The organism is Paraburkholderia caballeronis (assembly GCF_900104845.1).
In the GTDB taxonomy this organism is placed as follows: domain Bacteria; phylum Pseudomonadota; class Gammaproteobacteria; order Burkholderiales; family Burkholderiaceae; genus Paraburkholderia; species Paraburkholderia caballeronis.
The window spans coordinates 1,894,286-1,917,685 of sequence record NZ_FNSR01000002.1; the positions used below are offsets into that span (position 1 = coordinate 1,894,286).

25 protein-coding genes and 1 pseudogene are annotated in these 23,400 nt (G+C 67.1%); 18 read left to right on the plus strand and 8 right to left on the minus strand.

What is annotated here, in order from left to right:
* Positions 1-23: 23 nt before the first annotated feature.
* Together BLV92_RS24980 and BLV92_RS24985 are read left to right on the plus strand one after the other, a co-directional pair.
* On the plus strand, positions 24-1,013 hold the full coding sequence (locus BLV92_RS24980) for a zinc-dependent alcohol dehydrogenase family protein (protein ID WP_090550278.1): 990 nt from the start codon (positions 24-26) through the stop codon (positions 1,011-1,013).
* Positions 1,014-1,250: 237 nt separating this feature from the next.
* Positions 1,251-2,399, plus strand: a complete 1,149-nt coding sequence (locus tag BLV92_RS24985; RefSeq protein ID WP_090550281.1) for an alkene reductase — start codon at positions 1,251-1,253, stop codon at positions 2,397-2,399.
* Between the two features lie 138 nt (positions 2,400-2,537).
* Here BLV92_RS24985 and BLV92_RS24990 read toward each other — a convergent pair whose 3' ends face one another.
* The gene (locus tag BLV92_RS24990) at positions 2,538-3,470 is read right to left on the minus strand and encodes a LysR family transcriptional regulator (RefSeq protein WP_090550284.1); all 933 of its coding nucleotides are present in this window, start codon (positions 3,468-3,470) and stop codon (positions 2,538-2,540) included.
* 134 nt (positions 3,471-3,604) lie between these two features.
* On the opposite strand from BLV92_RS24990, the gene BLV92_RS24995 reads away from it, so the two are divergent.
* From BLV92_RS24995 to BLV92_RS25020, 6 genes are all read left to right on the plus strand, one after another.
* Complete coding sequence (locus tag BLV92_RS24995; RefSeq protein ID WP_167627141.1) at positions 3,605-4,246, plus strand: peroxiredoxin-like family protein; 642 nt, start codon at positions 3,605-3,607, stop codon at positions 4,244-4,246.
* Between the two features lie 184 nt (positions 4,247-4,430).
* Complete coding sequence (locus tag BLV92_RS25000; protein WP_090550289.1) at positions 4,431-5,573, plus strand: alkene reductase; 1,143 nt, start codon at positions 4,431-4,433, stop codon at positions 5,571-5,573.
* Positions 5,574-5,589: 16 nt separating this feature from the next.
* A complete protein-coding gene (locus tag BLV92_RS25005; RefSeq protein ID WP_090550292.1) occupies positions 5,590-5,985 on the plus strand; it encodes a DUF427 domain-containing protein in 396 nt (131 codons plus the stop codon).
* A 65-nt stretch (positions 5,986-6,050) separates the two neighbouring features.
* Positions 6,051-6,452: a nuclear transport factor 2 family protein gene (locus BLV92_RS25010; RefSeq protein WP_090550295.1), complete on the plus strand. Its 402-nt coding sequence runs from the start codon at positions 6,051-6,053 to the stop codon at positions 6,450-6,452.
* A 47-nt stretch (positions 6,453-6,499) separates the two neighbouring features.
* Positions 6,500-7,366, plus strand: a complete 867-nt coding sequence (locus BLV92_RS25015; RefSeq protein WP_090550297.1) for an alpha/beta fold hydrolase — start codon at positions 6,500-6,502, stop codon at positions 7,364-7,366.
* A gap of 34 nt (positions 7,367-7,400) precedes the next feature.
* Positions 7,401-8,147 (plus strand): SDR family NAD(P)-dependent oxidoreductase, encoded by a 747-nt coding sequence (locus BLV92_RS25020; protein ID WP_090550300.1) that lies wholly within the window; start codon positions 7,401-7,403, stop codon positions 8,145-8,147.
* A 263-nt stretch (positions 8,148-8,410) separates the two neighbouring features.
* On the opposite strand, the gene pdxR is transcribed toward BLV92_RS25020, so the two are convergent.
* Positions 8,411-9,832: a MocR-like pyridoxine biosynthesis transcription factor PdxR gene (gene pdxR / locus BLV92_RS25025; RefSeq protein WP_090551432.1), complete on the minus strand. Its 1,422-nt coding sequence runs from the start codon at positions 9,830-9,832 to the stop codon at positions 8,411-8,413.
* Between the two features lie 98 nt (positions 9,833-9,930).
* On the opposite strand from pdxR, the gene BLV92_RS25030 reads away from it, so the two are divergent.
* The 6 genes from BLV92_RS25030 to BLV92_RS25050 all read left to right on the plus strand — a co-directional run bounded on the left by BLV92_RS25030 (position 9,931) and on the right by BLV92_RS25050 (position 14,957).
* Positions 9,931-10,371, plus strand: a complete 441-nt coding sequence (locus BLV92_RS25030) for a GNAT family N-acetyltransferase (RefSeq protein WP_090550302.1) — start codon at positions 9,931-9,933, stop codon at positions 10,369-10,371.
* A gap of 27 nt (positions 10,372-10,398) precedes the next feature.
* Positions 10,399-11,013 carry an FMN-dependent NADH-azoreductase gene (locus tag BLV92_RS25035; RefSeq protein ID WP_090550305.1) on the plus strand — a complete coding sequence of 205 codons (615 nt, stop codon included), beginning with the start codon at positions 10,399-10,401 and terminating at the stop codon, positions 11,011-11,013.
* Positions 11,010-11,441 (plus strand): carboxymuconolactone decarboxylase family protein, encoded by a 432-nt coding sequence (locus BLV92_RS25040; protein ID WP_090550306.1) that lies wholly within the window; start codon positions 11,010-11,012, stop codon positions 11,439-11,441. The genes BLV92_RS25035 and BLV92_RS25040 overlap by 4 nt, the downstream gene beginning before the upstream one ends.
* A 42-nt stretch (positions 11,442-11,483) precedes the next feature.
* On the plus strand, positions 11,484-11,852 hold the full coding sequence (locus BLV92_RS31785; protein WP_143040725.1) for a hypothetical protein: 369 nt from the start codon (positions 11,484-11,486) through the stop codon (positions 11,850-11,852).
* A gap of 105 nt (positions 11,853-11,957) precedes the next feature.
* On the plus strand, positions 11,958-13,475 hold the full coding sequence (locus tag BLV92_RS25045; RefSeq protein WP_441339235.1) for a methyl-accepting chemotaxis protein: 1,518 nt from the start codon (positions 11,958-11,960) through the stop codon (positions 13,473-13,475).
* Positions 13,476-13,763: 288 nt separating this feature from the next.
* A complete protein-coding gene (locus BLV92_RS25050) occupies positions 13,764-14,957 on the plus strand; it encodes a glycosyltransferase family 2 protein (RefSeq protein ID WP_090550311.1) in 1,194 nt (397 codons plus the stop codon).
* A gap of 64 nt (positions 14,958-15,021) precedes the next feature.
* Here BLV92_RS25050 and BLV92_RS25055 read toward each other — a convergent pair whose 3' ends face one another.
* Both BLV92_RS25055 and BLV92_RS25060 read right to left on the minus strand, forming a co-directional pair.
* Positions 15,022-16,119 (minus strand): porin, encoded by a 1,098-nt coding sequence (locus tag BLV92_RS25055; RefSeq protein WP_373681842.1) that lies wholly within the window; start codon positions 16,117-16,119, stop codon positions 15,022-15,024.
* A gap of 680 nt (positions 16,120-16,799) precedes the next feature.
* Positions 16,800-17,696 carry a LysR family transcriptional regulator gene (locus BLV92_RS25060; protein WP_090550317.1) on the minus strand — a complete coding sequence of 299 codons (897 nt, stop codon included), beginning with the start codon at positions 17,694-17,696 and terminating at the stop codon, positions 16,800-16,802.
* A gap of 107 nt (positions 17,697-17,803) precedes the next feature.
* Between BLV92_RS25060 and BLV92_RS25065 the strand changes: the two genes are divergently transcribed.
* Together BLV92_RS25065 and BLV92_RS25070 are read left to right on the plus strand one after the other, a co-directional pair.
* On the plus strand, positions 17,804-18,112 hold the full coding sequence (locus tag BLV92_RS25065) for a hypothetical protein (RefSeq protein ID WP_090550320.1): 309 nt from the start codon (positions 17,804-17,806) through the stop codon (positions 18,110-18,112).
* A gap of 35 nt (positions 18,113-18,147) precedes the next feature.
* Positions 18,148-18,543: pseudogene (locus BLV92_RS25070) on the plus strand (glutathionylspermidine synthase family protein); the annotation flags it as partial.
* A 141-nt stretch (positions 18,544-18,684) separates the two neighbouring features.
* On the opposite strand, the gene BLV92_RS25075 reads toward BLV92_RS25070, so the two are convergent.
* Positions 18,685-19,128 (minus strand): DUF2231 domain-containing protein, encoded by a 444-nt coding sequence (locus tag BLV92_RS25075; protein ID WP_090550322.1) that lies wholly within the window; start codon positions 19,126-19,128, stop codon positions 18,685-18,687.
* A 275-nt stretch (positions 19,129-19,403) separates the two neighbouring features.
* On the opposite strand from BLV92_RS25075, the gene BLV92_RS25080 reads away from it, so the two are divergent.
* A complete protein-coding gene (locus BLV92_RS25080; RefSeq protein WP_090550323.1) occupies positions 19,404-19,616 on the plus strand; it encodes a hypothetical protein in 213 nt (70 codons plus the stop codon).
* On the opposite strand, the gene BLV92_RS25085 is transcribed toward BLV92_RS25080, so the two are convergent.
* Positions 19,591-20,868, minus strand: a complete 1,278-nt coding sequence (locus tag BLV92_RS25085) for an MFS transporter (protein WP_090550326.1) — start codon at positions 20,866-20,868, stop codon at positions 19,591-19,593. The two genes, BLV92_RS25080 and BLV92_RS25085, sit on opposite strands and share 26 nt — an antisense overlap.
* A 122-nt stretch (positions 20,869-20,990) precedes the next feature.
* On the opposite strand from BLV92_RS25085, the gene BLV92_RS25090 reads away from it, so the two are divergent.
* Positions 20,991-21,962 (plus strand): LysR substrate-binding domain-containing protein, encoded by a 972-nt coding sequence (locus BLV92_RS25090; protein ID WP_090550327.1) that lies wholly within the window; start codon positions 20,991-20,993, stop codon positions 21,960-21,962.
* Between the two features lie 190 nt (positions 21,963-22,152).
* Here the strand turns inward: BLV92_RS25090 and BLV92_RS25095 are convergent, their stop codons facing one another.
* Together BLV92_RS25095 and BLV92_RS25100 are read right to left on the minus strand one after the other, a co-directional pair.
* Complete coding sequence (locus tag BLV92_RS25095; RefSeq protein WP_090550330.1) at positions 22,153-23,112, minus strand: quinone oxidoreductase family protein; 960 nt, start codon at positions 23,110-23,112, stop codon at positions 22,153-22,155.
* Positions 23,109-23,393: a hypothetical protein gene (locus BLV92_RS25100; RefSeq protein ID WP_090550332.1), complete on the minus strand. Its 285-nt coding sequence runs from the start codon at positions 23,391-23,393 to the stop codon at positions 23,109-23,111. Before BLV92_RS25100 ends, BLV92_RS25095 begins: the two co-directional genes overlap by 4 nt.
* Positions 23,394-23,400: the final 7 nt, after the last annotated feature.

Sequence of the window (23,400 nt, forward strand, 5' to 3'; positions counted from 1 at the left end):
TTCACCACGTTCAGGAGATTCGCATGTCACGCATCATCCAGTTCTCGAAAGCCGGCGGTCCGGAAGTGCTCGAATTCGTCGATACGCCGGTCCGCGCGCCCGCGCCCAGCGAAGTCCGCATCGAGGTGAAGGCGATCGGCATCAATCGCGCCGAATCGATGTGGCGGAACGATCTCTATATCGAGCCGGTGCAGTTTCCGGCGGGCCTCGGCTATGAGGCGGCCGGCATCGTCGATGCGGTCGGCCAGGACGTGACCGGCATCGCCGTCGGAGACGCGGTCAGCGTGATCCCGTCGTTCTCGATGAATCAATACTTCACGTATGGCGAGGTCGTCACGCTGCCGGCTTACGCGGTCGTGAAGCATCCGCCATCGCTTTCGTTCACCGAGGCGGCGTCGGTCTGGATGATGTTCATGACGCCCTACGGCGCGCTGATCGAGGACGCCCGGGTGGGCAAAGGCGACTTCGTGATCATCCCGGCGGCGTCCAGCAGCGTCGGGCTCGCGGCCATCCAGATCGCCAATCTCGCCGGCGCGACTTCGATCGCGTTGACGCGCACGTCGGCCAAGCGCGCGCCGCTGCTCGAAGCGGGTGCGGCCCACGTGATCGCGACCGGGGAAGAGGACATGGTGGCCGAGGTCATGCGCATCACGGACGGCAAGGGCGCGCGCGTCGTGTTCGATCCGGTCGGCGGCCCGACCTTCACGAAGCTGATCGCGGCGCTGTCGTTCCAGGGCACGGTGTACCTGTACGGCGCGCTCGACGAAGATCCGACGCCGCTGCCGGTGCTGCCGATGATCGCCCGCATGCTGACCATCAAGGGGCACAACATCTGGCTGACGAGCGGCGACGAAACGCGCCGCAAGGCGGCAGTCGAATTCATCGTGAGCGGGCTCGCGAGCGGCGCGCTGAAGCCGGTCATCGACCGCGTGTTCAAGTTCGACGAGATGGCCGACGTGCACCGTTATCTGGAGCAGAACAGCCAGTTCGGCAAGATCGTCGTGACGGTCTAGACGCCGCCGCTGCGGTATTCGGCAACGGAGTGGACGGGCCGCCCGCGCAGGCGGCCACGGGGGGGCGAATCGAAGTCGGCGGACGGTGTCCCGCGCGCCGATTCATCCGGATCCGGAATGAACGCTATCCCCGCGAACGGCTATCCGAAGCCGGCGCGAGCTTCTACATTCGATCCCAACGCATCGCGTGAGCGCCGGAACCCTCCGCCGCCCGATCCATTCTCGAAGGACAACCTCATGGCCACGCTGTTCAACTCCATCAAGGTCGGCGCATACGACCTCGACCATCGCGTCGTGCTCGCGCCGATGACCCGCCTGCGCACGCTCCAGCCGAACGACATTCCTAGCCCGATGATGGCCGACTTCTACGGTCAGCGCGCGTCGGAAGGCGGTCTGGTGATCGTCGAGGCGGCGAGCATCTCGGCTCACGCGCGCTCGTACCTCGGCGCGGCGAGTTTCTATCACGACGGCCAGCACGCGGGCTGGCAGGCGATCACCGATGCCGTACACGCGAAGGGCGGCCGCGTGTTCCTGCAACTGATCCACGGCGGCCGGCAGAGTCACGTCGAGGTGACGGGCGGCGCCGATCCGGTCGCGCCGTCGGTCGTGCCGTTCGACGGCGTCGCGCTCACGAAGGACGGTTTCGTGCCGGTGTCGCCGCATCGCGCGCTCGGCATCGAGGAGATTCCGGGCATCGTCGAGGACTTTCGCGCCGCGGCGGCGCGCGCTAAAAAGGCCGGTTTCGACGGCGTCGAACTGCATGCCGCGAACGGCTATCTCGTCGACCAGTTCATCCAGGACGGCACGAACCGGCGCACGGACGCATACGGCGGCCCGATCGAAAACCGCGCGCGGTTCCTGCGCGAAGCGGTCGAGGCGCTAATCTCGGTGTTCGGCGCGGATCGCGTGGGCGTGCGCATTTCGCCGTCGGGCGAATGGGGCAGCATTTCGGACAGCGATCCGGAAGCGACGTTCAGCCATGTCGCGAAGGTGCTGAACGACTACGGCATCGCGTATCTGCACGTGATCGAACCTCGCGTGAAAGGCGACGACACGCTGCACGCCGGACACCCGGCCGTGGCCGCCGCGTATCTGCGCCCGCATTTCACGCGGCCGATCATCGCGGCGGGCGGTTTCGATCGAGACAGCGCGATGGCGATCGTCGAAGCAGGCCACGCGGATCTCGTCGCGTTCGGGCGTCACTTCTCGTCGAATCCGGATCTGCCGTATCGCCTGCAACACGACCTGCCGTTGACGCCATATGTGCGCGCCGCGTTCTGGGGCGGCACCGAGCAGCACTACTCGGACTTTCCCGCTTACGACGCGTCGCCTGCGTCAGCGCCGGCGGGAGCCGATGCCGCGCTGGACGAAACCGAGTCCGCCTGACCGGCGCCGATCGTGACGGGGACCATCATGCGCAACCGCTTCGGGAACACGGGTTTGCAGATGAGGCGAAGGATGGCTCCGGGCGACGACGACGTGCCGGGCGGTGCAGCCATGCGCGGTGCCGCCCGGCACCCGCCGTCACGCGGCGCGCGGTCCGCTGCGCCCGCCCAGCCGTTCCGGTGCGAACTCGGGCGCGAGGCATTCCTCGACGAAAGCGGTGAACTGGCGCGCCTTCGTGCTCGCCATCCGGCCGGTCGGATAGACGGCGGACAACGGGACCGTCGGCAGCATCCAGTCGTCCATCACGGACACGACCGCGCCCGATTTCAGCTCCGGCGAGAACGCCCATTCCGACGCGATGGCCAGCCCCATGTCCGCGAACACGGCGGCGCGCAGCCCTTCGGTCGCGGAGATTTTCACGCGGCCTTGCAGCCGCACCGACACTTCGGCGGTGTCCTTGCGGAACGTCCAGTCCTCGCCACCCGCATCGCGCGTGTAGATGACCGCGCGATGCGCGAGCAGGTCGGCGGGTGCGCCCGGCACGCCATGCCGCCCGAAATACGCGGGCGTCGCCAGCACCCGCCGCCGCGCTTCGCCGATGCGGCGCGCGGTCATGTTCGAATCGGCCAGCTCGCCCATGCGCAGCGCGACGTCGATGCCTTCTTCGACGAGGTCGATGTTGCGGTCGTCGAGCACGAGTTCGAGGTCGAGCGCGGGATGCTGGTCGAGAAACGCCGGCAGGCGCGGCACGATGTGCAGCCGCGCGAAGCACACCGCGGCCGACACCCGCAGCTTGCCCGTGAGGCCGGCCGCCGTGCCGCGCGCGGCGAGCACCGCTTCGTCCGTTTCCTCGACCGCGCGCCGCGCGCGTTGATAGAAGCTCTGTCCCGCTTCCGTCGGCGTGAGCGCGCGCGTCGAGCGCAGCAGCAGTTTGACGCCGAGCCAGTCTTCGAGCTGCGCGACCGCCTTCGATACGGCCGGCTGTCCGATGTCGAAGTGCCTCGCCGCCGCCGAAAACGAGCCGGTATCGACGACGCGAATGAAGATTTCGATCGCCGCGAGGCGGTCCATTGCGATTCTCCGGTGGAGGGTCGGCTAGCCGGTCCGATTCGTTCCGCGGTGGATGAGCCGAAGCCCGAAGCCGGTCGAAACACGCGGCATACCTTGTGAAGCCCATGTCGATAGTTCAAGCGGATTCTAGCGGAGTGTCCGGCGTTGCGGCGGACCCCGATGCGCAACTGGCGATGACGGCGGCCTCCGCCGCCGCAGCGGGCGCGCTGCGCGCGGGCAAACATGCGCCGCTGTTTTCGCTCGGCGACACGCAGGGGCGCAGGCTGTCGCTTGAGCGGCTGCTGGGACGCGGGCCGGTCGTGCTGCATTTCGCCCGCGGCGCGTGGTGCAGTTTCGGCGAACGCGATCTCGCGAGCCTTGCCGCGCATGAGCGCGAAATGGCGACACTCGGCGCGAGCGCCGTCGCGATCGTGCCGTGCGCGGGAAGCCCGTTCGACGACGCGATGCCGATCCGCACGCTGGTCGACGCGGACATGAGGGTGACACGCGCGTTCGGGCTGGCGTTCGAGCTGCCCGCCGCGCTGCGCCCGCGTTATGCGTCGCTGGGCTACGAACCGCCGGTCAGCCGGGGCCGTGCAACGTGGCTCGTGCCGATTCCCGCGACCTATCTGCTCGATCGCGACGGCGCGATCGCGCTCGCATACATCGACGTCGACTACCGCAACGGCCTCGATCTGCGGACGTTCCTGACCGCGCTCGGCGCGCTGCGAACGCGGGAAGGAGCCGGGCGCGTGACGGCGTTGCGGGAAAAACGCGCGCCGGGCGGGGAAGGATGAGCGTCATGCAGCGAACCCGTATCGAGGCTTTAGCCGACCCGACAACCCCCCATGCTTTCCAGGCATGCGGGCCAGCCTGGAAAGTCTTTTTTCTTTGCGCCGGCGGCCGCTAGATTGGTTGTCCGCCGGCATTCGCCGACGCGCATCGATCAGGGCTTATGGGCCCTGCAAAGGGGTATCCGAAATGACCGACGAAGACATGAAGCTGTTTTCTCCGGTGGCCGTGGGGCCGTTCCGGTTGTCGCATCGCGTCGTCCACGCGCCGATGACGCGGCTGCGCTCGGACGCCGGCGACAGCCCCGGCGCGATGATGGTCGAGTACTACCGGCAGCGCGCATCGCAAGGCGGGCTGCTGATTACCGAGAGCGCGCATCCGTCGTACGACAGCCGCGGTTATCTCGGCGCGCCCGGTATCTATACCGACGCCCACGTCGAGGGCTGGAAACAGGTCGCCGACGCGGTTCACGCGAAGGGCGCGCGCATCTTCATGCAGATCGCGCACGACGGCCGGCAGTCTCACGTCGATCTGAGCTGGGGCAATGCGCCGATCGCGCCGTCCGTCGTGCCGTATGAAACCACCGTGTTCACGCAGGACGGCTGGGTGCCGAACTCGCCGCATCGCGCGCTCGAAATCGACGAGATTCCGGCGCTGGTCGAGTCGTTCCGGCGCGCGGCGGAACGCGCGAAGGCGGCTGGCTTCGACGGCGTCGAACTGCACAACGCGAACGGCTACCTGGCCGACACGTTTTTGCAGGACGGCACGAACCGGCGCACGGACGCATACGGCGGAACGATCGAAAAACGCGCGCGTTTTTCGCTGGAAGCGGTGGACGCGCTGGCTTCGGTGTGGGGCGCCGATCGCGTCGGCGTGCGCGTGTCGCCGAGCGGGCGCTGGGGCGCGGTCTCCGATAGCGACCCGGAAGCGACGTTCGGTTATTTCGCCGGGCGTCTGAACGCGTATGGCCTCGCTTATCTGCACGTGATCGAGCCGCGCGTGATGGGCACCGAAACGCTGGTCGAAGATCAGGCGCCGGTTGCGTCGGCGTTTCTGCGCCGCGTGTTCGACGGGCCGATCATCGCCGCCGGCGGTTTCGGCCGCGACAGCGCGGAGCAGATCCTGCAACGCGGCGACGCCGACCTCGTTGCGTTCGGCCGGTGGTTCTCTTCGAACCCCGACCTGCCCGCGCGCCTGCGCCGCGATCTGCCGCTCGCGCCGTATCGGCGCGATGCGTTCTGGGGCGGCGACGAACGCGCGTACATCGATTTCCCCGCCTACGACGACCTGCCGGCGCAAGAAACGAATCCGCCGGCCCATGAAGCCGCTTGAAGAAAGGAGCCAAGCCATGTCCGAAAGCCCTGTTTCCACCGGGAAAATCGTGAAGATCCCCGGCCCCGACCATCCGATCACGATCGAGCGCAATCCGTCGCGCGTTGTCGTCACCGTCGCGGGCCAGGTGATCGCCGACACGCGCGACGCGCTCACGCTGCGCGAAGCGCGTTATCCGGCCGTGTTCTACATCCCGCGCAAGGATGTCGTCATGCACGCGCTCGAACGAACGGATCTCACGACGTATTGCCCGTACAAGGGCGACGCCGCGTACTACTCGATTCCTTCGGGTGGCGAACGATCCGTCAACGCGATCTGGACATACGAAGCGCCGTATCCGGCCGTCGCGGAGATCCGCGATCACCTGGCGTTCTACCCCGACCGCGTCGATTCGATCGGCGAAGATGCGTAGCGCCGCCGCGCGAAGGTCCCGTCCGCTGCACCCCTGACCGGCGTCTTGCGCCGATGGAGATCCAGATGGCCACGACAACTCCCGGGCAGAACAAGGCGTTGCTGCTCGAAGCGTTCGACACGCTGTTCAACCGGCGCGACTATGCGGCCGCCGAGCGTTTCTGGTCGGACAGTTACATCCAGCACAGCGCGCACATCGCGCCCGGAAGGTCAGGGCTGTTCGACCTGATCCGCACGCTGCCGGACACGTTGCGCTACGAGAACCAGTTGATCGTCGCGGACGGCGACTACGTGATCGCGCACGGCCGCTTCTCCGGAAACGGCCGGGCCGCCGCGTGGATCGCCGCCGACATCGTGCGCTTCGAGAACGGCAGGCTGGCCGAGCACTGGGACGTGCTGCAGGACGAGGCGACGCGCGCGCAGTCCGCGAGCGGCCTGCCGATGTTCGGCGCGCGGTTCCCGGATTGAACTGCCGCCGCATTCGCTTTTCAACGGATTCCTGAAAGGAAACAGCCATGACCACCCCGACTCACCAGACCGCGCCGACCCGCTACGTCGAAGCGAACGGCATCCGGTTTGCGTATCGCCGCTTCGGCCATCCGGACGGCGTGCCGCTCGTGATGAACATCCACTTCACGGGCACGATGGACCACTGGGACCCGGCCGTCACCGACGGTCTCGCGCAGGGCCGCGAAGTGATCCTGTTCAACAACGCCGGGATTTCCAGCAGTTCGGGCGCGGTGCCCGAATCGATCGAGGAAATGGCCGCGAATGCCGGCGCGTTCATCGACGCGCTGGGCCTCGCACAGGTCGACGTGCTCGGCTTCTCGATGGGCGGCCTGATCGCGCAGCAACTGGCGCTCACGAAACCGCAACGGGTGCGCAAGCTGATTCTCGTCGGGACCGGGCCGCGCAGCGGCGAAGGGATGGTGTCGCTGACGCCCGAGGCGCAGGAGATCCTGGGTGCGTCGTACGCGCATCCGGACGACCTGTGGCTGCGCATTCACTTCGCGCCATCGGACGCGAGCCAGGCGGCGGGCCGCGCGTTCCTGAAACGCTTTCGCCTGCGCGCCGACGATCGCGACCCCGAAGTCGACGACAAGGTCGCGCCCGCGCAGATCGCCGCGCTCGCGAAGTGGGGCGCGCCGCGCGACAACCCATACGACTACCTGCACGCGATCGCGCAGCCGACGCTCGTCGTCAACGGCGACCACGACGTGATCATCTATTCGATCAACTCGTGGATCCTGCAGCAGCACATTCCGGATGCGCAACTGATCATCTATCCGGACGCCAACCACGGCTCGCTTTACCAGTACCCGGAGCGGTTCGTCCGGCACGTCGCGCAGTTCCTCGCGGAACCTGTAACCGCACGCGCTTGACTCTTTTATCGACGACATTCGAGAGAACTTCACCATGACCCGTTTGACAGGCAAGACCGCGCTCGTGACCGGCGCATCGCGCGGCATCGGCCGCTCCATCGCGCTCGCGCTGGCCGGCGAGGGCGCGCGCGTGCTGGTTCACTACGGCAGCGCCGGAGCGGCCGCCGACGCGGTGGTCGAGGCGATCCGCGCGGCGGGCGGTCGGGCCGACAAGGTCGCCGCCGACCTGCGCGCCGCGGACGGCCCGCACGAACTCGCGAAGCGCGTGCGCGAACTGGCCGGCGAACGGCTCGACATCCTCGTCGCGAACGCGGGCGTGTCGAAGGCCGCCCTGATCGAGGAAACGACCGTCGAGGACTTCGACAGGCTGTTCGCCGTCAACGTGCGCGCGCCGTTTTTCCTCGTGCAGCAACTGCTGCCGGTGCTCGGCGAAGGCAGCAGCGTCGTGTTGCTGTCGTCGCTCGCCGCGCGCTCGGCGGTGAACAACCTGTCCGCGTATGCGGCGACGAAGGGCGCGGTCGATACGCTCGTGCGGCACTTCGCGTTCGCGCTCGGCGAGCGCGGGATTCGCGTGAACGCGATTGCGCCGGGCGTCGTCGAGACCGACATGTCGAACTTCGCGAAGACGGACGCCGGCCGCAATTTCACGCTGGGCATGCAGGCGCTCAAGCGCATCGCGCAGCCGGACGACATCGCGGGCGCGGCCGTATTCCTCGCGTCTGACGATTCGCACTGGGTGACGGGCGACACGCTGCGCGTCGACGGCGGCGCGAAGCTTTGAGCGTCGTCGCCGCGCGGACTTCGATTTTCGACGCCCCGGCGGCACGCGTGGGATCTCCGGCAGCGACATTGCGGCGGGTTCGCATCAGACCTCCGGATTGCCGCGTGCATCGTCGTGCAGATGCGGTGAACGGGCGCCGCGCCTGCAATTGCGGTCGCCCGTGGGCTGACTGACGACGGTGTTGGCGGCGGCCGGACCCCAATGGCCGTCGTCGTCCGCCGGGGCGGACGAGGCCGGGAGCGAGCAGGCGAGCGGGTTCGCTCTCACAGCAGATCCGCAACCGCCCGATGCAACCGCCGCACCTGCGCATGCGCCTGGCGGGCCGATTCCAGGTTCGCGAAGCCGAGCATCATGCCCGGTGTAGCGGACTCGCGCATGCACCACGCGGTCAGCGGCTGGATCGCCAGCCCCTGCGAGTTCGCCGCCTGCGCGAGCCGCCGGTCGTCGCGCGGCGTCGTCCAGTGCGCGAGCACGTGGATGCCGCCCGCTCGCGGCGGCACGTGCAGCAGCGCGTCGCCGAACCCCTGCGTCAGCGCATCGACCAGCCAGGTCCGGCGGGTCGCGTAAAGGCCGCGCATCTTCTTCAGGTGGCGAACGAAGTGGCCCTGCTCGATGAAATCCGCCGCCACCGATTGCAGCAGCAGCGAACCGCCGCCGCCGGTCCAGGCCGCCGTGTCCGCGAAGTCCGCGATCCGCGCTTCCGGCACGACCAGGTAGGCGAGCCGCAGCCCCGGATACAGCACCTTGCTGAACGTGCCGGTGTACAGCACGCGTCCGTCGCGATCGAGGCTCTTCAGCGCGGGCAGCGGCCGGCCGTGATAGCGGAACTCGCTGTCGTAGTCGTCCTCGACGATCCACGCGTCGCGCGAACGCGCCCACGCCAGCAGCGCGAGCCGTCGCGGCAGCGACAGCGCGACGCCGAGCGGGCTCTGATGGGTCGGCGTGACGACCGCGAAACGGGCGCGCGGCGCGCGGCGCCGTCCGGCTTCGACGTTTAATCCGTCGTCGTCCACCGGCACCGGCACGAGTTTCATGCCGGCGCGCTGGAGGAACTCGCGCGCATGGATATAACCGGGATCCTCGAACCAGCCCGCGTCGCCGGGCCGGAACAGCGTGCGGCAGATCAGGTCCAGCGCGCCGCGATAACCGGCCGTGATGAACACCTGCTGCGGCGAGCACGCGATGCCGCGCGAGATGCCGAGATACGATGCGATGGCGCGCCGCAGCGGTTCGTATCCGGCCGCGTCCGGGTAGGTCAGGTCGGCGACCTGCATCGACCGCAGTCGGCGGCCGGCCAGCCGAACCCACGACTTGCGCGGAAACGCGTCGAGCGCCGGCATGCCCAACTGGAACGGCAGCAACGCGCTGCGCGTCGCGGCGCGCGGCGATGGCGTATGCGCGGGCGTCGCGGGTTGGCCCGCGTCGGTGCGTCCGTCGAGTTGCGGCGACACGACCGTGCCCGCGGGGCCGCGCGCGATCAGATAACCCTCGCCGATCAGCATCTGCCAGGCCGCTTCCACCGTGCCGCGCGCGACGTTCAGTTCGCTCGCGAGACTTCTGACCGACGGCACGCGATCGCCCGGCCCGAGCTGGCCGTTCGCAATCGCGTCGCGCACGCGGTGATACAACTGAAGATAGATCGGCTCCTGCTGATTCCGGCTCGGTTTGAGCAGGCGGGTGTCGATCGCCATGGCCTGGTCCTTTTGTCGATTCTTGCACCTGTCCGGTATGCCATGTTTTTCTTAAAGTGGCAACGTGTCAACGGGAGCCGGGAAGCCAGGTCATGTCAGTCATCCAGTTTCGCCATGCGGAGAGCCAGCCGGAACGGCTCGCGTGTTTCGACCTGATGCGGGCGCTGCGTCCGCATCTGGCCGACGCGCCGGCGTTCGCGGCGCAGGTGCAACGTCAGGCGGCGGCCGGCTACCGGCTGCTGGCCGCGCGACAGGACGCCGAAGTCGTCGGGCTCGCCGGTTACAGGCTGCTGGAGAACCTGCTGTATGGGCGCTTCGCGTACGTCGACGACCTCGTCGTGGCCGATGGACTGCGCAGCCACGGCATCGGGCAGCGCCTGCTCGATGCGGTTCGCGACGAAGCGGTCCGTGCGGACTGCGCGTACCTCGTGCTCGACACCGGGCTCGCGAACGCAATGGCGCAGCGTTTCTACTTTCGCAGCGGACTTCTTTCGAAAGGCCTGCATTTCTGCCAGCCGATCCAGGCGGCTTGAACGGTTCAGGCGATTCACGCAACGACGATGAAGAACATTCTTTTCCTCCAATGCAGCCCGCACGGCGAAACGTCGCTCGGAACCCAGGTCGCCCGCGAAGTCATCGAGCGGCTGCGGGACGCATATCCGGGCGTGTCCGTCGTGGTGCGGGACCTTGCGGCCGAGCCGCTTGCGCCGATCGCCGGCGACTACGCGATGGCGATCACCGGTTCGCGCGCGTTCGACGACCCCGCGTTCTCGTGTTCGGAAACGCTGATCGCGGAACTGGAGCGCTGCGATTTCCTGCTGGTCGGCACGCCGATGCACAACTTCACGGTTCCGGCCGCACTGAAGCTGTGGATCGACTACGTGCTTCGGATCGGACGCACCTTCGCGGGCACGCCCGAAGGCAAGGTCGGGCTTCTGAAGGATCGCCCGGCGCTCGTGCTGGTCCGCTCGGGCGGCGTCTGCACGGGGCCGTTTGCGCGCCAGCCGGATTTCCTGACGCCTTATCTGCGCCACGCGCTCGCCACGATCGGCATCGCGGACACGGACTTTCATTATCTGGAGGGCGTCGCGCCGGACGCCGGCCAACTGGCGGCGTTTCGCCGGTCGGTGGCGGCGTCGCGCGCCCTTCGGTCTTTCCATGGAGAATCGGTATGAGCACACTTCGACTCGAATATTCCCGTCTTTCCCCGGAAGCATACCAGGGGCTGATCGCAACGAAGAAGGCGCTGTCGCGCAGCACGCTGGGCAAGCCGTTGATCGAACTGGTGAATCTGCGGATCTCGCAGATCAACGGCTGCGCGTTTTGCCTGGAGATGCACACGCGTCTGCTGCGCGACGGCGGATATCCGCTCGACAAACTCGACAGCCTCGCCGGCTGGCACGCGAGCCCGCTTTACGACGCGCGCGAGCGCGCGGCGCTGGGCTGGTCGGAGTCGGTGACGGACATCTCGCGCACGCATGCGCCCGACGACGTGTTCGACGTGCTGAAGGCGAATTTCAGCGAGGCGGAAATCGCCGATCTGACGTTTGTCGTGGCGTTGATGAATGCGCTGAACCGGCTCGCTATTTCGATGCGGCAGTGAGCGGTCAACAGGGCGAACGTTCCCGCGCGCTTCGTGCGGGCGATGCTGGATTCGAGCGGCGGCGCCAGGGCGGTGTGCGTCGCTTTTTTATTTCCGCATGAACGGTGGCCTCTGTTGATGGGGTCGCTGCGCGCGCAAACGTTTTCGCGTGTCGGCGTGTCGTTGCCGGGTCGCCTCAACGCTATGGCGAAGGGTGCATCGTCAATCAATGAATTAATGGTGCGCCTGCTTAAATTCATGGCGATCGGCGCCGAACGCATTAGCGACATTTCGTCCGCCCGGCGGAACCCCCGTTCTTGCCCGCAACCTGTTGACGTGGCGCGCGACGCGCGCCAGCGCGTATCGTCCAAAAACGGAATCGGGGATTTCCCCGTCGCTCCGGTCTTAAAGTTTTGCCGCGTTGTTCCGTAGATGGGTCTGTATGAAGCGCCTCCGCTCATGGCGGCGACAACGACCGGATGATACGACGTGAAAGTATTGACCTTGGGGAAGAAGCTGTTCGGGATCGTCGTGCTGATGTGGCTCGGCATCGTGGCGATCGTCGTTGCGGACGCATGGTTTTACCGCAGCGACCTGATCCACGAGCGGGAGCGGCTGCTGGCCCAGCATCTCGACGTCGCGGTCGGGATCATCGACGGCTATCGCGCGAAGGTTGCGAACGGCGCAGTGCCGCTCGCCGATGCGCAGCGCGACGTGATCGCCCAGCTGCGCCCCGTCCGTTATGGCGACGATCACAGCGGCTATTACGGAATCTATAAACTGTCGCCGCTGATGCTCGTGCTGCTGCCGTCGGCGCCGAAGCTGGAGAACTCGACCGAAGGGGTGACGGTGCGCGACGTGAAGGGCGTCGACATCACGCAGCAGATCATCACGCATGCGCGCGCGGGATCGGATCACGTCAGCGAGTATCACTGGATCAAGCCGGGGGAGAAGAAGCCGACGCGCAAGCTCACGTACAGCGTCGAAATACCGGAGTGGAACTGGGTGATCTACACCGGCGCGTATGTCGACGACATCGACGCGACGTTCTTCGCGATGCTGTGGCGGAGCCTCGTGCTGACGCTCGTCGTCGGCGGCGTCGTGACCGCCGGGATCCTGTGGACGATCCGCAGCATACGCGGCAGCCTCGGCGGCGATCCCGAATTCGCCGCGCAACTGTGCCGGCGCATCGCGGACGGCGACCTGAACATCGCGTTCGACATTCGCGCCGCGGACAAACACAGCCTGCTGTCGGCGATGCGCGACATGCAGCACAACCTGACGCGGATGGTCCGCAGCATCAAGCAGACGGCCGAGTCGATCACCGTCGGCACGCGGGAGATCGCGGCCGGCAATCACGATCTGTCGCAGCGCACCGAGCAGCAGGCCGCGGCGCTGGCGGAGTCGGCGTCGTCGATGGATCAGTTGACCGCGACCGTGAAGCAGAACGCGCAGAGCGCGCAGCAGGCGAGCGAACTGGCGCGCACCGCGTCGGCGACGGTCAGCGAGGGCAACAAGGTCGTCAGCGACGTGGTGGAATCGATGGCGACCATCGCGGAAAGCTCGGGCAAGATCGGGCAGATCATCGGCGTGATCGACGGCATCGCGTTCCAGACCAACATTCTTGCGTTGAATGCGGCGGTCGAGGCGGCGCGCGCCGGCGAGCAGGGACGCGGTTTCGCGGTGGTCGCGTCCGAGGTCCGGTCGCTCGCGCAGCGGTCGGCGGCGGCCGCGCGCGAGATCAAGGCGCTCATCAACGGCGCGGTCGCGGAGGTGGATCGCGGCCGGGTGCGCGCCGGCGATGCGGGCGACTCGATGCAGAAGATCCTGCAATCGGTCACGCGGGTCACGGAGATCATGAACGAGATTTCGATCGCGTCGGCCGAGCAGAGCAAGGGGATCGGGCAGGTCGGCATCGCGATCACGCAGATGGATACGGTCACGCAGCAGAACGCGGCGCTCGTCGAGCAGGCGGCGGCGAGCGCGGCTTCGCTCGCCGATCAGGCGAACGAGTTGCGCGAGTCGGTGGCGGTGTTTCGGGTGGCGGAGGGGTAGGCGCGGCGTCTGGCGCAGGCGGTTGCCGTCGAATGGGGATCGTCGAGTCGATCTATCGAGCATTCCCAACATTCACGGACGTCGTCGGGAAACCCTGGCCAGCCTACGCAACGGCGGCCCAACGGGTGACCATCGGTCGCAATGCCCACCGGCGCTGGTCGTCGCGAGGCATTCCGGTGTGCTTTGCGCCTCGGCTCATGCCGCCATCCGCCACAATCGGGAACACAGAGAACACCATGGGCCCGCTGGGCGTGTACCATAGTCCTCCTCAGACAACTGAGGAGCACCATGGAACTCACGATTCTTATGCCGTGCCTCAACGAGCGGGAAACCCTCGCAGTCTGTATCGACAAGGCGCAGGCCTTTCTTGAAAGAAGCGGCATAGCCGGGGAAGTGCTCATTGCCGACAACGGCAGCACGGACGGATCCATAACGATTGCCCAGCAGCACGGCGCGCGCGTCGTGCACGTACCCATGAGGGGGTATGGCGCTGCGCTCATCCACGGAATCCGCGAGGCAAAAGGCGTGTACGTCATCATGGGCGACTCCGACGACAGTTACGACTTCAGCGATTTAACGGGGTTCGTCGATGCGCTGAGGTCCGGAAGCGATCTCGTGATGGGGAACCGGTTCGCGGGCGGTATCGAAGCCGGCGCGATGCCGTTTCTTCATAAGTATCTGGGGAATCCTGTTCTCAGTTTCATCGGCCGCCTGTTTTTCCATATTCGTATCGGCGATTTCCACTGCGGTCTGCGCGGATTCAGCCGGAGAAAGATGCTGGAACTGGATCTGCAAAGCACGGGAATGGAGTTCGCCAGCGAAATGGTCGTGAGGTCCGCGCTGGCCGGCTACCGCGTGAGCGAAGTCCCGACCGTCCTTCGAAAAGACGGGCGGTCGCGGCCTCCGCATCTGCGCACCTGGCGGGACGGGTGGAGACACCTCCGGTTCCTGCTGCTGTTCAGTCCCAAGTGGCTGTTCTTCTATCCCGGCCTCGCGATCTTTGCCATCGGGTTTCTGCTGGCCGTCATTGCGCTTCCGGGGCAGTTTCATATCGCGCCGAACATCGCGCTCGATGTCCATACCGCGGTACTCGGGTGCATGACGATCATCATCGGGACCCAGTGCATTACCTTTTCACTGGTTGCCAGGCGATATGCGACGTCGAGAGGTTTTCTTCCGCCAGGCTACCGGATGAGCGGGCTGGCCGAAGCCATCACGCTGGAGCGCGCGCTCATTTTCTCGGGAATTTTGCTGCTGGCGGGACTGGTGGGAATCGGCTATTGCATCTATCAGTGGTGGAGGGTCGATCTCGGACCGTTGCCCTACGGTCAGTTCATTCGAACATTGATCGCATCGGGAACTGCCGTCGTAATCGGGCTGCAGGTCGCGTTCACCAGCTTCCTCGCCGCCGTGCTCGAAGTCAAATCGCCCAACGCATCTCAAGATTCGACGCACGATCAGACCGTCATGCAACACGGCTAGATTTCAGCCGCCGCCCGTCTCTGCGCCGGGCGGCGACTGCATTGCACATCGCGCGGTCGGAACGCTAGAACATATGCCGGATCCCGACGTTCGCGCCGACCGTCGTGCCCGAGCCGGTGGCTGCATACAGCGCGTTGTTGATCGACAGCCCGGTATCCATCGCGCCGTGGTTGTTCACGACGCCGACCTGCCCGTACACCGTGGTCCGCTTCGACAGAAAATACTGCAAGCCCGACGACGCCATCACCGAATGGTTGTTCGAGTTGTTTCCGTCGCGGGTCACGTACACGCCGGCGTCCACGACGAGTCCCGGCGTGACCGCATAACTCAGGCCGCCGGAATAGACGCGGTTGTCGAACGAACCGGCCACCTTGTACAGCACGAACGCGGCCTTCAGCGTGAGCCGGTCGAAGCGGTAGCTCGCGCCGATCGTGCGGCCGGTGAACGCGACCGTGCTCGGGATCGGAGTCGTCGCCGCGCTGCCGCCCGCGTTGCCGCTGTAGAGCGCCGCGTCGAGCGTCAGCGACCCCGCGCGATAACGAAGGCCGGCCGAATACTGCCGGCCCGCCTGGAAGTCGCCCGCGGCGCCGCCGAGCGCGAGCATCGCGCTGCCTTGCAGGCCGGCGAACTCGGGTGACGTGTACGAGATCGCGTTCGAATTGAACAGGCCCGTCACCAGCACGTTGTCGACGTAGTTCACGAGGCCGCTGCCGAAGTACGACATGCCGCGCGGATCGGAGTCGTACAGCGACAGGAAGAACGGCGAATATTGCAGGCCGGCCTTCACGGAACCGAAGCCGCCGCTCAGCCCCACCCACGCTTCGCGGCCGAACAGGTTGCCGTTCGAATTGTTGAGCCCGCCGTTGGCGACGCTGATGCCGCTTTCGAGGTTGAACTCCGCGCGCAGTCCGCCGCCGAGGTCCTCGGAGCCTTTCAGGCCGAAGCGGGAACCGGTCAGGCCGCTGTCGGTGAGCGAGAACTGATGGCCCGCGTTTCCGCCGGTCAGCGGGTTCTGCGTCTTGCTCGTGTACATGATGGATGCGTCGACGATGCCGTACAGCGTGACGCTGCTCTGCGCGTGCGCGCCCGACGCGACGCCGAGCGTGCACGCGCCGATCATTCCGATGACTGCTGCCGCGTGGTTTTTCTTCGTTGCCTGCATGGTCCCTAGTCTCCCTGTCCTGCTGACGTGGTGCGATGTGTGAAGCGATATCGGTGTTGTGCGGATGCTGTTTCGACGTGTTCGATGGATCGGCGGCGGCCGTCACGAGCACGTTTGAAACTTCGATTTTTTCGTCGGTTATTCAGTGCTATTGGCTGTTTTGCCCGGGTGTAATGCGGGCGACCGATATCGGCCCAAGACCGTTATGAGCGGCCAGTTAAGCTGGATTCGTTACCCATGAATTTATTGAGGAACCCGTAAGTAAAAATCGGCTTGGCAAGCTGCAAGGGCGGCGTCGAGCGGGCGGGAGGCATCGGGCATTAACCGCAGCGCCGAGCGGGATAGCCGGGTTGCTGTTCGGTACGGGGATAATTTCGCACGATCGTGCGAGAATTTTTATCGGTGAAAACGCGCAGAGGCCGGCGGTGTGCGCAATGGTGAAAGCGTTGAAGGATTTGGTTGAAAGCGCATTCAATCCTCTGAAGGATTGCGCCGCCTCCTGCGAACCGTGCAGAGCGGTTCGCAGGAGGCTACTTCTTGCCGGACGAGGGAAGCCACGTTGATCGCACAACGGCTGCTCTGAAAGCCCGGCAGTTGAGTCTGGTTCAGGTATTCCGTTGCGGGGTTGGCGAAGCGCGTTGTTACGGTTGGGCGCTTATCGAAACAGATCGCGCATTACGCTACCCGTTTTCTCGCCGGCCATTCAGTTCCCCCAGCACATCGAGCACATGCTGCGTGGCCCGCGCAACCTGTTTCGCATGCGCGATCCCAAGCCGCCGCCACAACGCGGGCCGAAGCGGCCGAACGACGGTGCGCGGCTCCTGCGTCGCGGACGCATCGCCTTCGTTCGGCAACAGCGCGGCCCCGTAACCGGCCGCGACCAGACTCCGGATCGCGTCGTTGTAGTTGAGTTCGATCCGCGGCACCGGTTGTTGCCCGGCGGCCGCGAACCATTCGGACGTCAACCGCGAGAGCCGCGTCGATGCGTCGTTGAGGATGAGCGGCCTGCCAGCGAGCCATCTGGGCGTCACGACGGCCGGGCATGGCCATGACGCGGGCATCAGCGCGACGACCGGGTCGCGCCGCCACGGCTTGATGACGAGCCCGGCGATAGCGGATTGGGGCAATGCGACCAGCCCGACGTCGAGCGACCCTTGCGCGAGGCGGACGAGCGTGTCCTGCGACGTCAGCACCGCGACCTGCACGTCGATGGCCGGATGGTCCCGTCCGAGCACTTCGAGCGCCTTCGGCAGCAGATGCGCGATCGCGCCCGTCGATGCGCCGAGCCGCACGCGCCCTTCGAGTCCCTGCACCTGCCGCTGAACGTCGTCCAGCGCCTGTCCGGCGTCCGTCAGCAGGCGGCGGGCCTTTGCCAGCAGTGTCTCCCCGATCGCGGTGGGGACGACCTCTCCACGCTTGCGTGACAGCAGCGGCGCGCCGACGCGTTCCTCCAGTTCCTGAATGTGAAGCGTGACCGTCGGCGCGGCCAGATGCAGCACGCGTGCTGCTTCCGCGAACGAACCGTGATCCGCGATCGTGACCAGCGTGCGCAGGCGGTCGAGGCTTATCTCTCTCATGGCGGATCGGGTTAGAAAAATCTGAACGTTATTGTCAGGAAATTCAACTTTTCATATTCTAGCCGCGGCACGAAGATGGGCATGTGGAAGTTCGGCGGAGACGAAGCATGTTCGATACGGATGAATGCGTGGGAGATGACGAAAGCGGTCGCTTATCGAATGAAGAAGCCGATGCCGAACGGTGGGTCGCCGCACTGACGCTCACCGGTTTGCTGATGACGATGATGCTGGTCGCCGCTCTATCTGCACGGAGCGCGGTGCACGACGTGGACCCCGCGTGTTTCCGGAAAGCGATGAACGAGGGGCACGCGTTGATGGAAGCGTCGTTCCAGTCCGCGCCGGAGCAGGATGCGGTGATGCAGGCCAGACGGGCGTGCTCCACTGGACGCGCGGCAAACAGCAGCGGTGTACGATAGCGGCAAAACATTCGAACCCGCTACCCGCGTCGCCCATGCAAAGAACAACACAGCGGCCACGCGCCGACTGGCCGAAACGGCTGGACGAGGTCGGTTTCCGCTTCCATTCGATCGACGAACACGGCGTCGTGCAGACGCCGGATCCGAGCCGCTTCCCGTACTGGGTCGAAAACGCGGCCTACGTCTTTACCGAGAACGAGATCGACGCGCTATGGGGGGCGACGCGGGAACTGCATGCGCGCTGCCTCGAAGCGGTGGACTACGTGATCCGCGCGCGGCTCTTCTCGCGGATGGCGATTCCGGCTGCATTCGAGCCGCTGATCCGCGCGTCGTGGGAGCGTCGCGATCCCTCCGTGTACGGCCGCTTCGACCTGACGCTCGACGAGTCTGGCGTCCCGAAGATGTACGAGTACAACGCGGACACGCCGACCTCGCTGATCGAGTCGAGCATCGCGCAGTGGTTCTGGAAAACCGACGTGCAGCCGGCGCACGACGCCTGCTCGTGGCAGCCGCCGAGCGCGGCGGCCAGTGCGGCCGCCCCTGCGATCGCGAGCGCGCCGTTCAGGATGGTCTTATTCATGGACCGCCTCCGTGTAGCCGAACTTGTCGAGCGCGTGCGCGATGCGTCCGATGCTCAGCAGCGCGACGGTGACGGCGGACAGGATCGCGTTCAGCGGGACCATCGCGTAAGCATCGCGGCTATGCACGAACGCGTTGACGATCGCCGCGACGATGCCGAGCAGGTTCAGCCAGAAATCGAATCGCTCGATGCGCGTGACCGGATAACGCGACGGCAGCCATACATGACACAGGTTGATGATGCGCGGCACGATCGCGAACAGCAGGCCCGTCGTGACGAGCCACGCCGCGCCTTTTCCCCAGAACACGTTGCGGGTGACCGCATAGAGGATGTCGAAGATCAGCGTGCCGACGAAGAGGCCATACGGGATCGGATTGAGCAGATCGAAAACCGCGGTGGCGAATCTCGATCGATAGGTCGGGGTGGCGGGAGTCATGAATAAATCCCTTTCTGAAGGTAAGGATGCGATGGACGATGCGGGCCGCATCGTCTTTCGGACTCGTTGCGCCCAAAGCATCGGGGCGAGCGTCGAGCGGTACGCACGTCACATGCCCGACGCATTCAGTTGGCTGTCATCTGCGTGCGGGCGAAGCGGGTGTCGGCGAACGTCGGGAACGGAGGCTGCTGCGAACACAGCGCGGTATTGGGCGTGCGGGGCGTGCGGGGCGCGCGGCCGAGGTCCGCGCAACCCGCATCGATGAAGGAGGACAGATGAAGCGGTTCGTCTACGTCGCCGTCGTGGCGGCGCTCGCGTTCGGCGCGGCCGGATGCAGGAAGGCGCACAACGCGGGCAATGACAGCATGAGGTCGGGCGCGGGCGGCATCGTCGCGTCGAACGGGCAGGCGGGCGTGGTCCGCGAAATGCAGCCGGTTCGTTCGTCGGCGGCCGTCGAGCGCGTCATGCCATCGGCTTCCGGCCGGTAGCCTGCGGGCGCGGAAACAGCGGCCACGTCGCCCATGCGCAGACGGCCGCCGCGAACCACACCACGCTCCATTGCGCATGCGCGAGCATGAACGGAATCGCGATCGGCGTCGCGAACAGGCCGAGATAAACGACGGTGTTCGCCATCCCGAGCGCGGTGCCGGCGTGATCGGTGCCGGCGAGCGTCGCGAGTTCGGTGTACGCGACGCCGTGCCATGCGGACACGCAGATGCCCGCGACCGCCAGCAGCACTACGATCGACGCGAACGGCAGGTAGCGGCTCGCCGCGGTCGCCGCCGCGAGCAGCGTGAACGAGGCCGCCGCGATCAACACCGCGCGGCGCAGCCAGCCGCGCCGGTTGCCGAGCCGGTCGGTGCGCCGTCCGCTCCACACCCGCATGACCATCGCGCCGAGCTGGATGACGACCATCGTCGCGCTGATGCCCGCGATGCCGAGCCGGCCGACGTCGTGCAGGAACACCGTCGCGAACGTGAGCACCGCGAATTGCGGCGCGCACAGCAGGCCGATGCCGAACACGATTTTCCACACTTCGACGCGCGTCAGCGGCCCTTGTCCGGCCGCGCGGCGCGGCCCGTGCGGATGCGCCGGCGCGGCGACGGCTTCGCTGGCGGGCGGCTCGTGCAGCCAGCGCCACGTGAGTCCGGCCGACGCGGCGCACAGCAGCGCGAGCGCTGCGTAGACGGCGGCGAACCCCGCGTGCGACGCGAGCCACGGCAGCAGCGCCGCGCCGACCCCGCCGCCGAGCGGCACCGCCGTCTGCCGGATGCTCATCGCGAGACCGCGCTCGCGCTCGCCGAACCAGCGCATCACCGCGCGTCCGCTGGAGCCGTTCACGCTGCCGCCGAACAGCCCGACCGCCATCATCGCGGCGGCGACGCGCGCGAGCGGCGGCACGCCGTTCGCGGACGGGACGATCGCGAGCGCCATCGCCGCGAGCAGCGCCGCCGTCGCGACGAGTCCGGTCAGCAGCACGCGGCGGTCGCCGAAGCGGTCGGCCGCGATGCCCCACGGCAATTCGAGCAACGCGACGCCCAGCCCGAGCGCGCCGAGCACGACGCCGAGCGCGTGATTGTCGAGGCGGTACGCGGCGCGCAGCCACACGGCGGTGGTCGGGATGCCGGCCGCGGCGGCGGAAAAACTCAGGTTCGCGGCGACGCCGGCCGCGAGTACGCGCCAGCGATGAGCGGGGCCGAGACGGGCCGACGACGAGGGGAGGCTGACGGAGACGTTCATTGAGGGCCACGGAAAGGGACATTGACGGCCGTAGTCTCGCGCCGTACATTCATCCTGAAAATCGAAAAGTTTTTCATCGACCGTTCGATAAAACAGGATGATTGGCCATGTCCGTGCCCCGTATGAGCCAACCGCCGTTGTCGCAGCCCGACGCCGCCGCGCAGCCGGTTTTCAATCAGCCGAACTTCGACATCGCCGCGTTGCGCAGCCTCGCCGCCGGCATCGACCTCGGCAGCTTCGCGAAGGCGGCGGACCGGGTCGCGCGGTCGTCGTCGGCGGTGAGCGCGCAGATCCGCAAGCTCGAAGAGCAGGCCGGCCTGCCGCTGTTCGTGAAGTCCGGGCGCGGACTCGCGCTGACCGACGCCGGCCACACGATGCTGCGTTACGCGAAGCGGATCATCGAACTGAACGACGAGGCCGCGACCGCCGTGCGCGGCGCGAATCTCGACGGCTGGGTGCGGATCGGTTTGCAGGAGGACTTCGGCGAGGCGATTCTGCCGGGCGTGCTGGGCCGGTTCGCACGCGCGCATCCGAAGGTGAGGATCGAGGCGCGCGTCGCGCGTAATGCGGAACTGCTCGAAGGGCTCGACGCGAACCGGCTCGATCTCGCGTTGCTGTGGGGCGATGCGGCGTCGGCGGCGCTCGCGGCGCGTGACGGCATCGTCAGCGAGGAGATCGCGCATGCACCGATGCGCTGGATCGGCGCGGCGCAGCCGGACGAGGGGGCGACGCCGTTCGTCCGGGTGTCGGACGAGCCGCTGCCGCTCGTCGCGTTCGACCGGCCGTGCCGCTTCTTCGGCGCGGCGACGGCCGCGCTGGATCGCGCGGGCGTGCCGTGGCGCGTCGCGTTCACGACGCCGAGCCTCGCCGGATTGTGGGCCGCGGCGGCGGCCGGCCTCGGGTTGACGGTGCGCTCGCGCTACGGGCTGCCCGCGTCGCTTCGCCAGTTCGACGGCGCGCCGCTCGGGCTGCCGGAATTGCCGAGCCTGCCGCTCGTGCTGCTGCGACGCGCGTCGTCGGCGACGCCGACCGTGTGCCGGCTGGCCGAGATTACCGGCCAGTCGGTGCGGGACGCGACGGCGGCGTTCGGGTGATGCCGTTGCTTCGGGAACCGAAGCAACGGGCGAGGCGAGGCGAACGGCCCGCGAAATGCGTGGGATGAGTGCGGCGGCCCTTCGAACTTTCGGCGCCGCTTGGGCGCATCTTCGGAAGCGCGGGGTCCCGACCTCGGCGTTCGATGTTTCGGCGCCACGGCGCAACCGTCGATTACCGCCGACCGTCCCGCTACCCCGCCACGGTGAAAACCGTCCGCGCCCGACTCCCGGTATCGTCCCAATGCGCGCCGACGTCGGCCAGCGGCACCGTCCGCGTGTCGATCCGCAAGCCCGCGGGCAGCGCGGCATGCAGCACCTCGCGCACCGCGTTCAGCAGCCGGTCCAGCGGAACGCTGCCGATGCCGCTGCCGAGCAGCGCGATCGCCGACGCCCTCAACACCGCGGCGGGCAGTTCGAGCGTGCCGCCGCCGATCGAGCCGATCTGCACGAAGCGCAGCGGATGGCCTTCGGGGAGATGGGTCGCCGCGCCGACCAGCAGCGTGCGGGCGCTGCTCCCCCACAGATAATCGAGCACCACGTCGACCCCGTCGCGCAGATGCGGTTCGAACGCGCGACTCAATGCGCGTTCGTCCTGATCGAGCGGGATCACGCAATCGGCGCCGAGCGTTTCGAGCGCGGCCAGCGTTTCCGCGTGACGCCCGGTGGCGATCACCTTCGCCGCGCCCAGATGCTTCGCGATCTGCACCGCGAGTTGTCCCGACGCGCCGGTCGCGCCGTTGACCAGCACCGTCTCGCCGGCGACGAACTTCGCGCGCTCGACGAGCGCCGCCCACGACGACATCCCCGGAATCGCGATCGCCGCCGCGACCGATGCGTCGAGCGCATCCGGCAGCGGCACGCAGTTCGCGGCCGGCGCGAGCGTGCGCTGCGCGAGCGAGCCGAACGGCGCTTTCGGCGCGAAGAAGTACACGCGCGTGCCGTCGTCGCGCCGGCCCACGCCATCGATGCCCGCGACGAACGGAAACGCGCCCGACGACGAATAGTGCGTGCCGGCCGCCTTCGCGCGCGTCACGTGGCTCAACGCGGCCGCGTTCACGTCGATCAGCGCGTAACCGTCGGCTGCGGCGGGCGCTTCGAAATCCGCATAGACGGGTGTCGCGCCCGGCCCGTTGACGACGGCGGCCTTCATGTCCGCACCTCGCGGGCAGACGACGTCGCCGGCTGCGCATCGATCCATGCGCGCAGCGCGTCATCGCGGATGTCGAACACGTCGAACAGGCCGAGCGCGCGCAGCGCCGGCAACGCATCGACGATATCGGCGGCGGCATCGGCGCGCGCCGGTTCGCTCGCGCGCGGATCGCTCCATACGCGTGCATTGGCGAGAAACGCCGCGACGGTCCCCTTGCGGACGGTCGTGCCATGAACGTCGACCTCGTTTACGTGATCGGGCAGCATCTGGTTTGCTCGCATCGGCGGG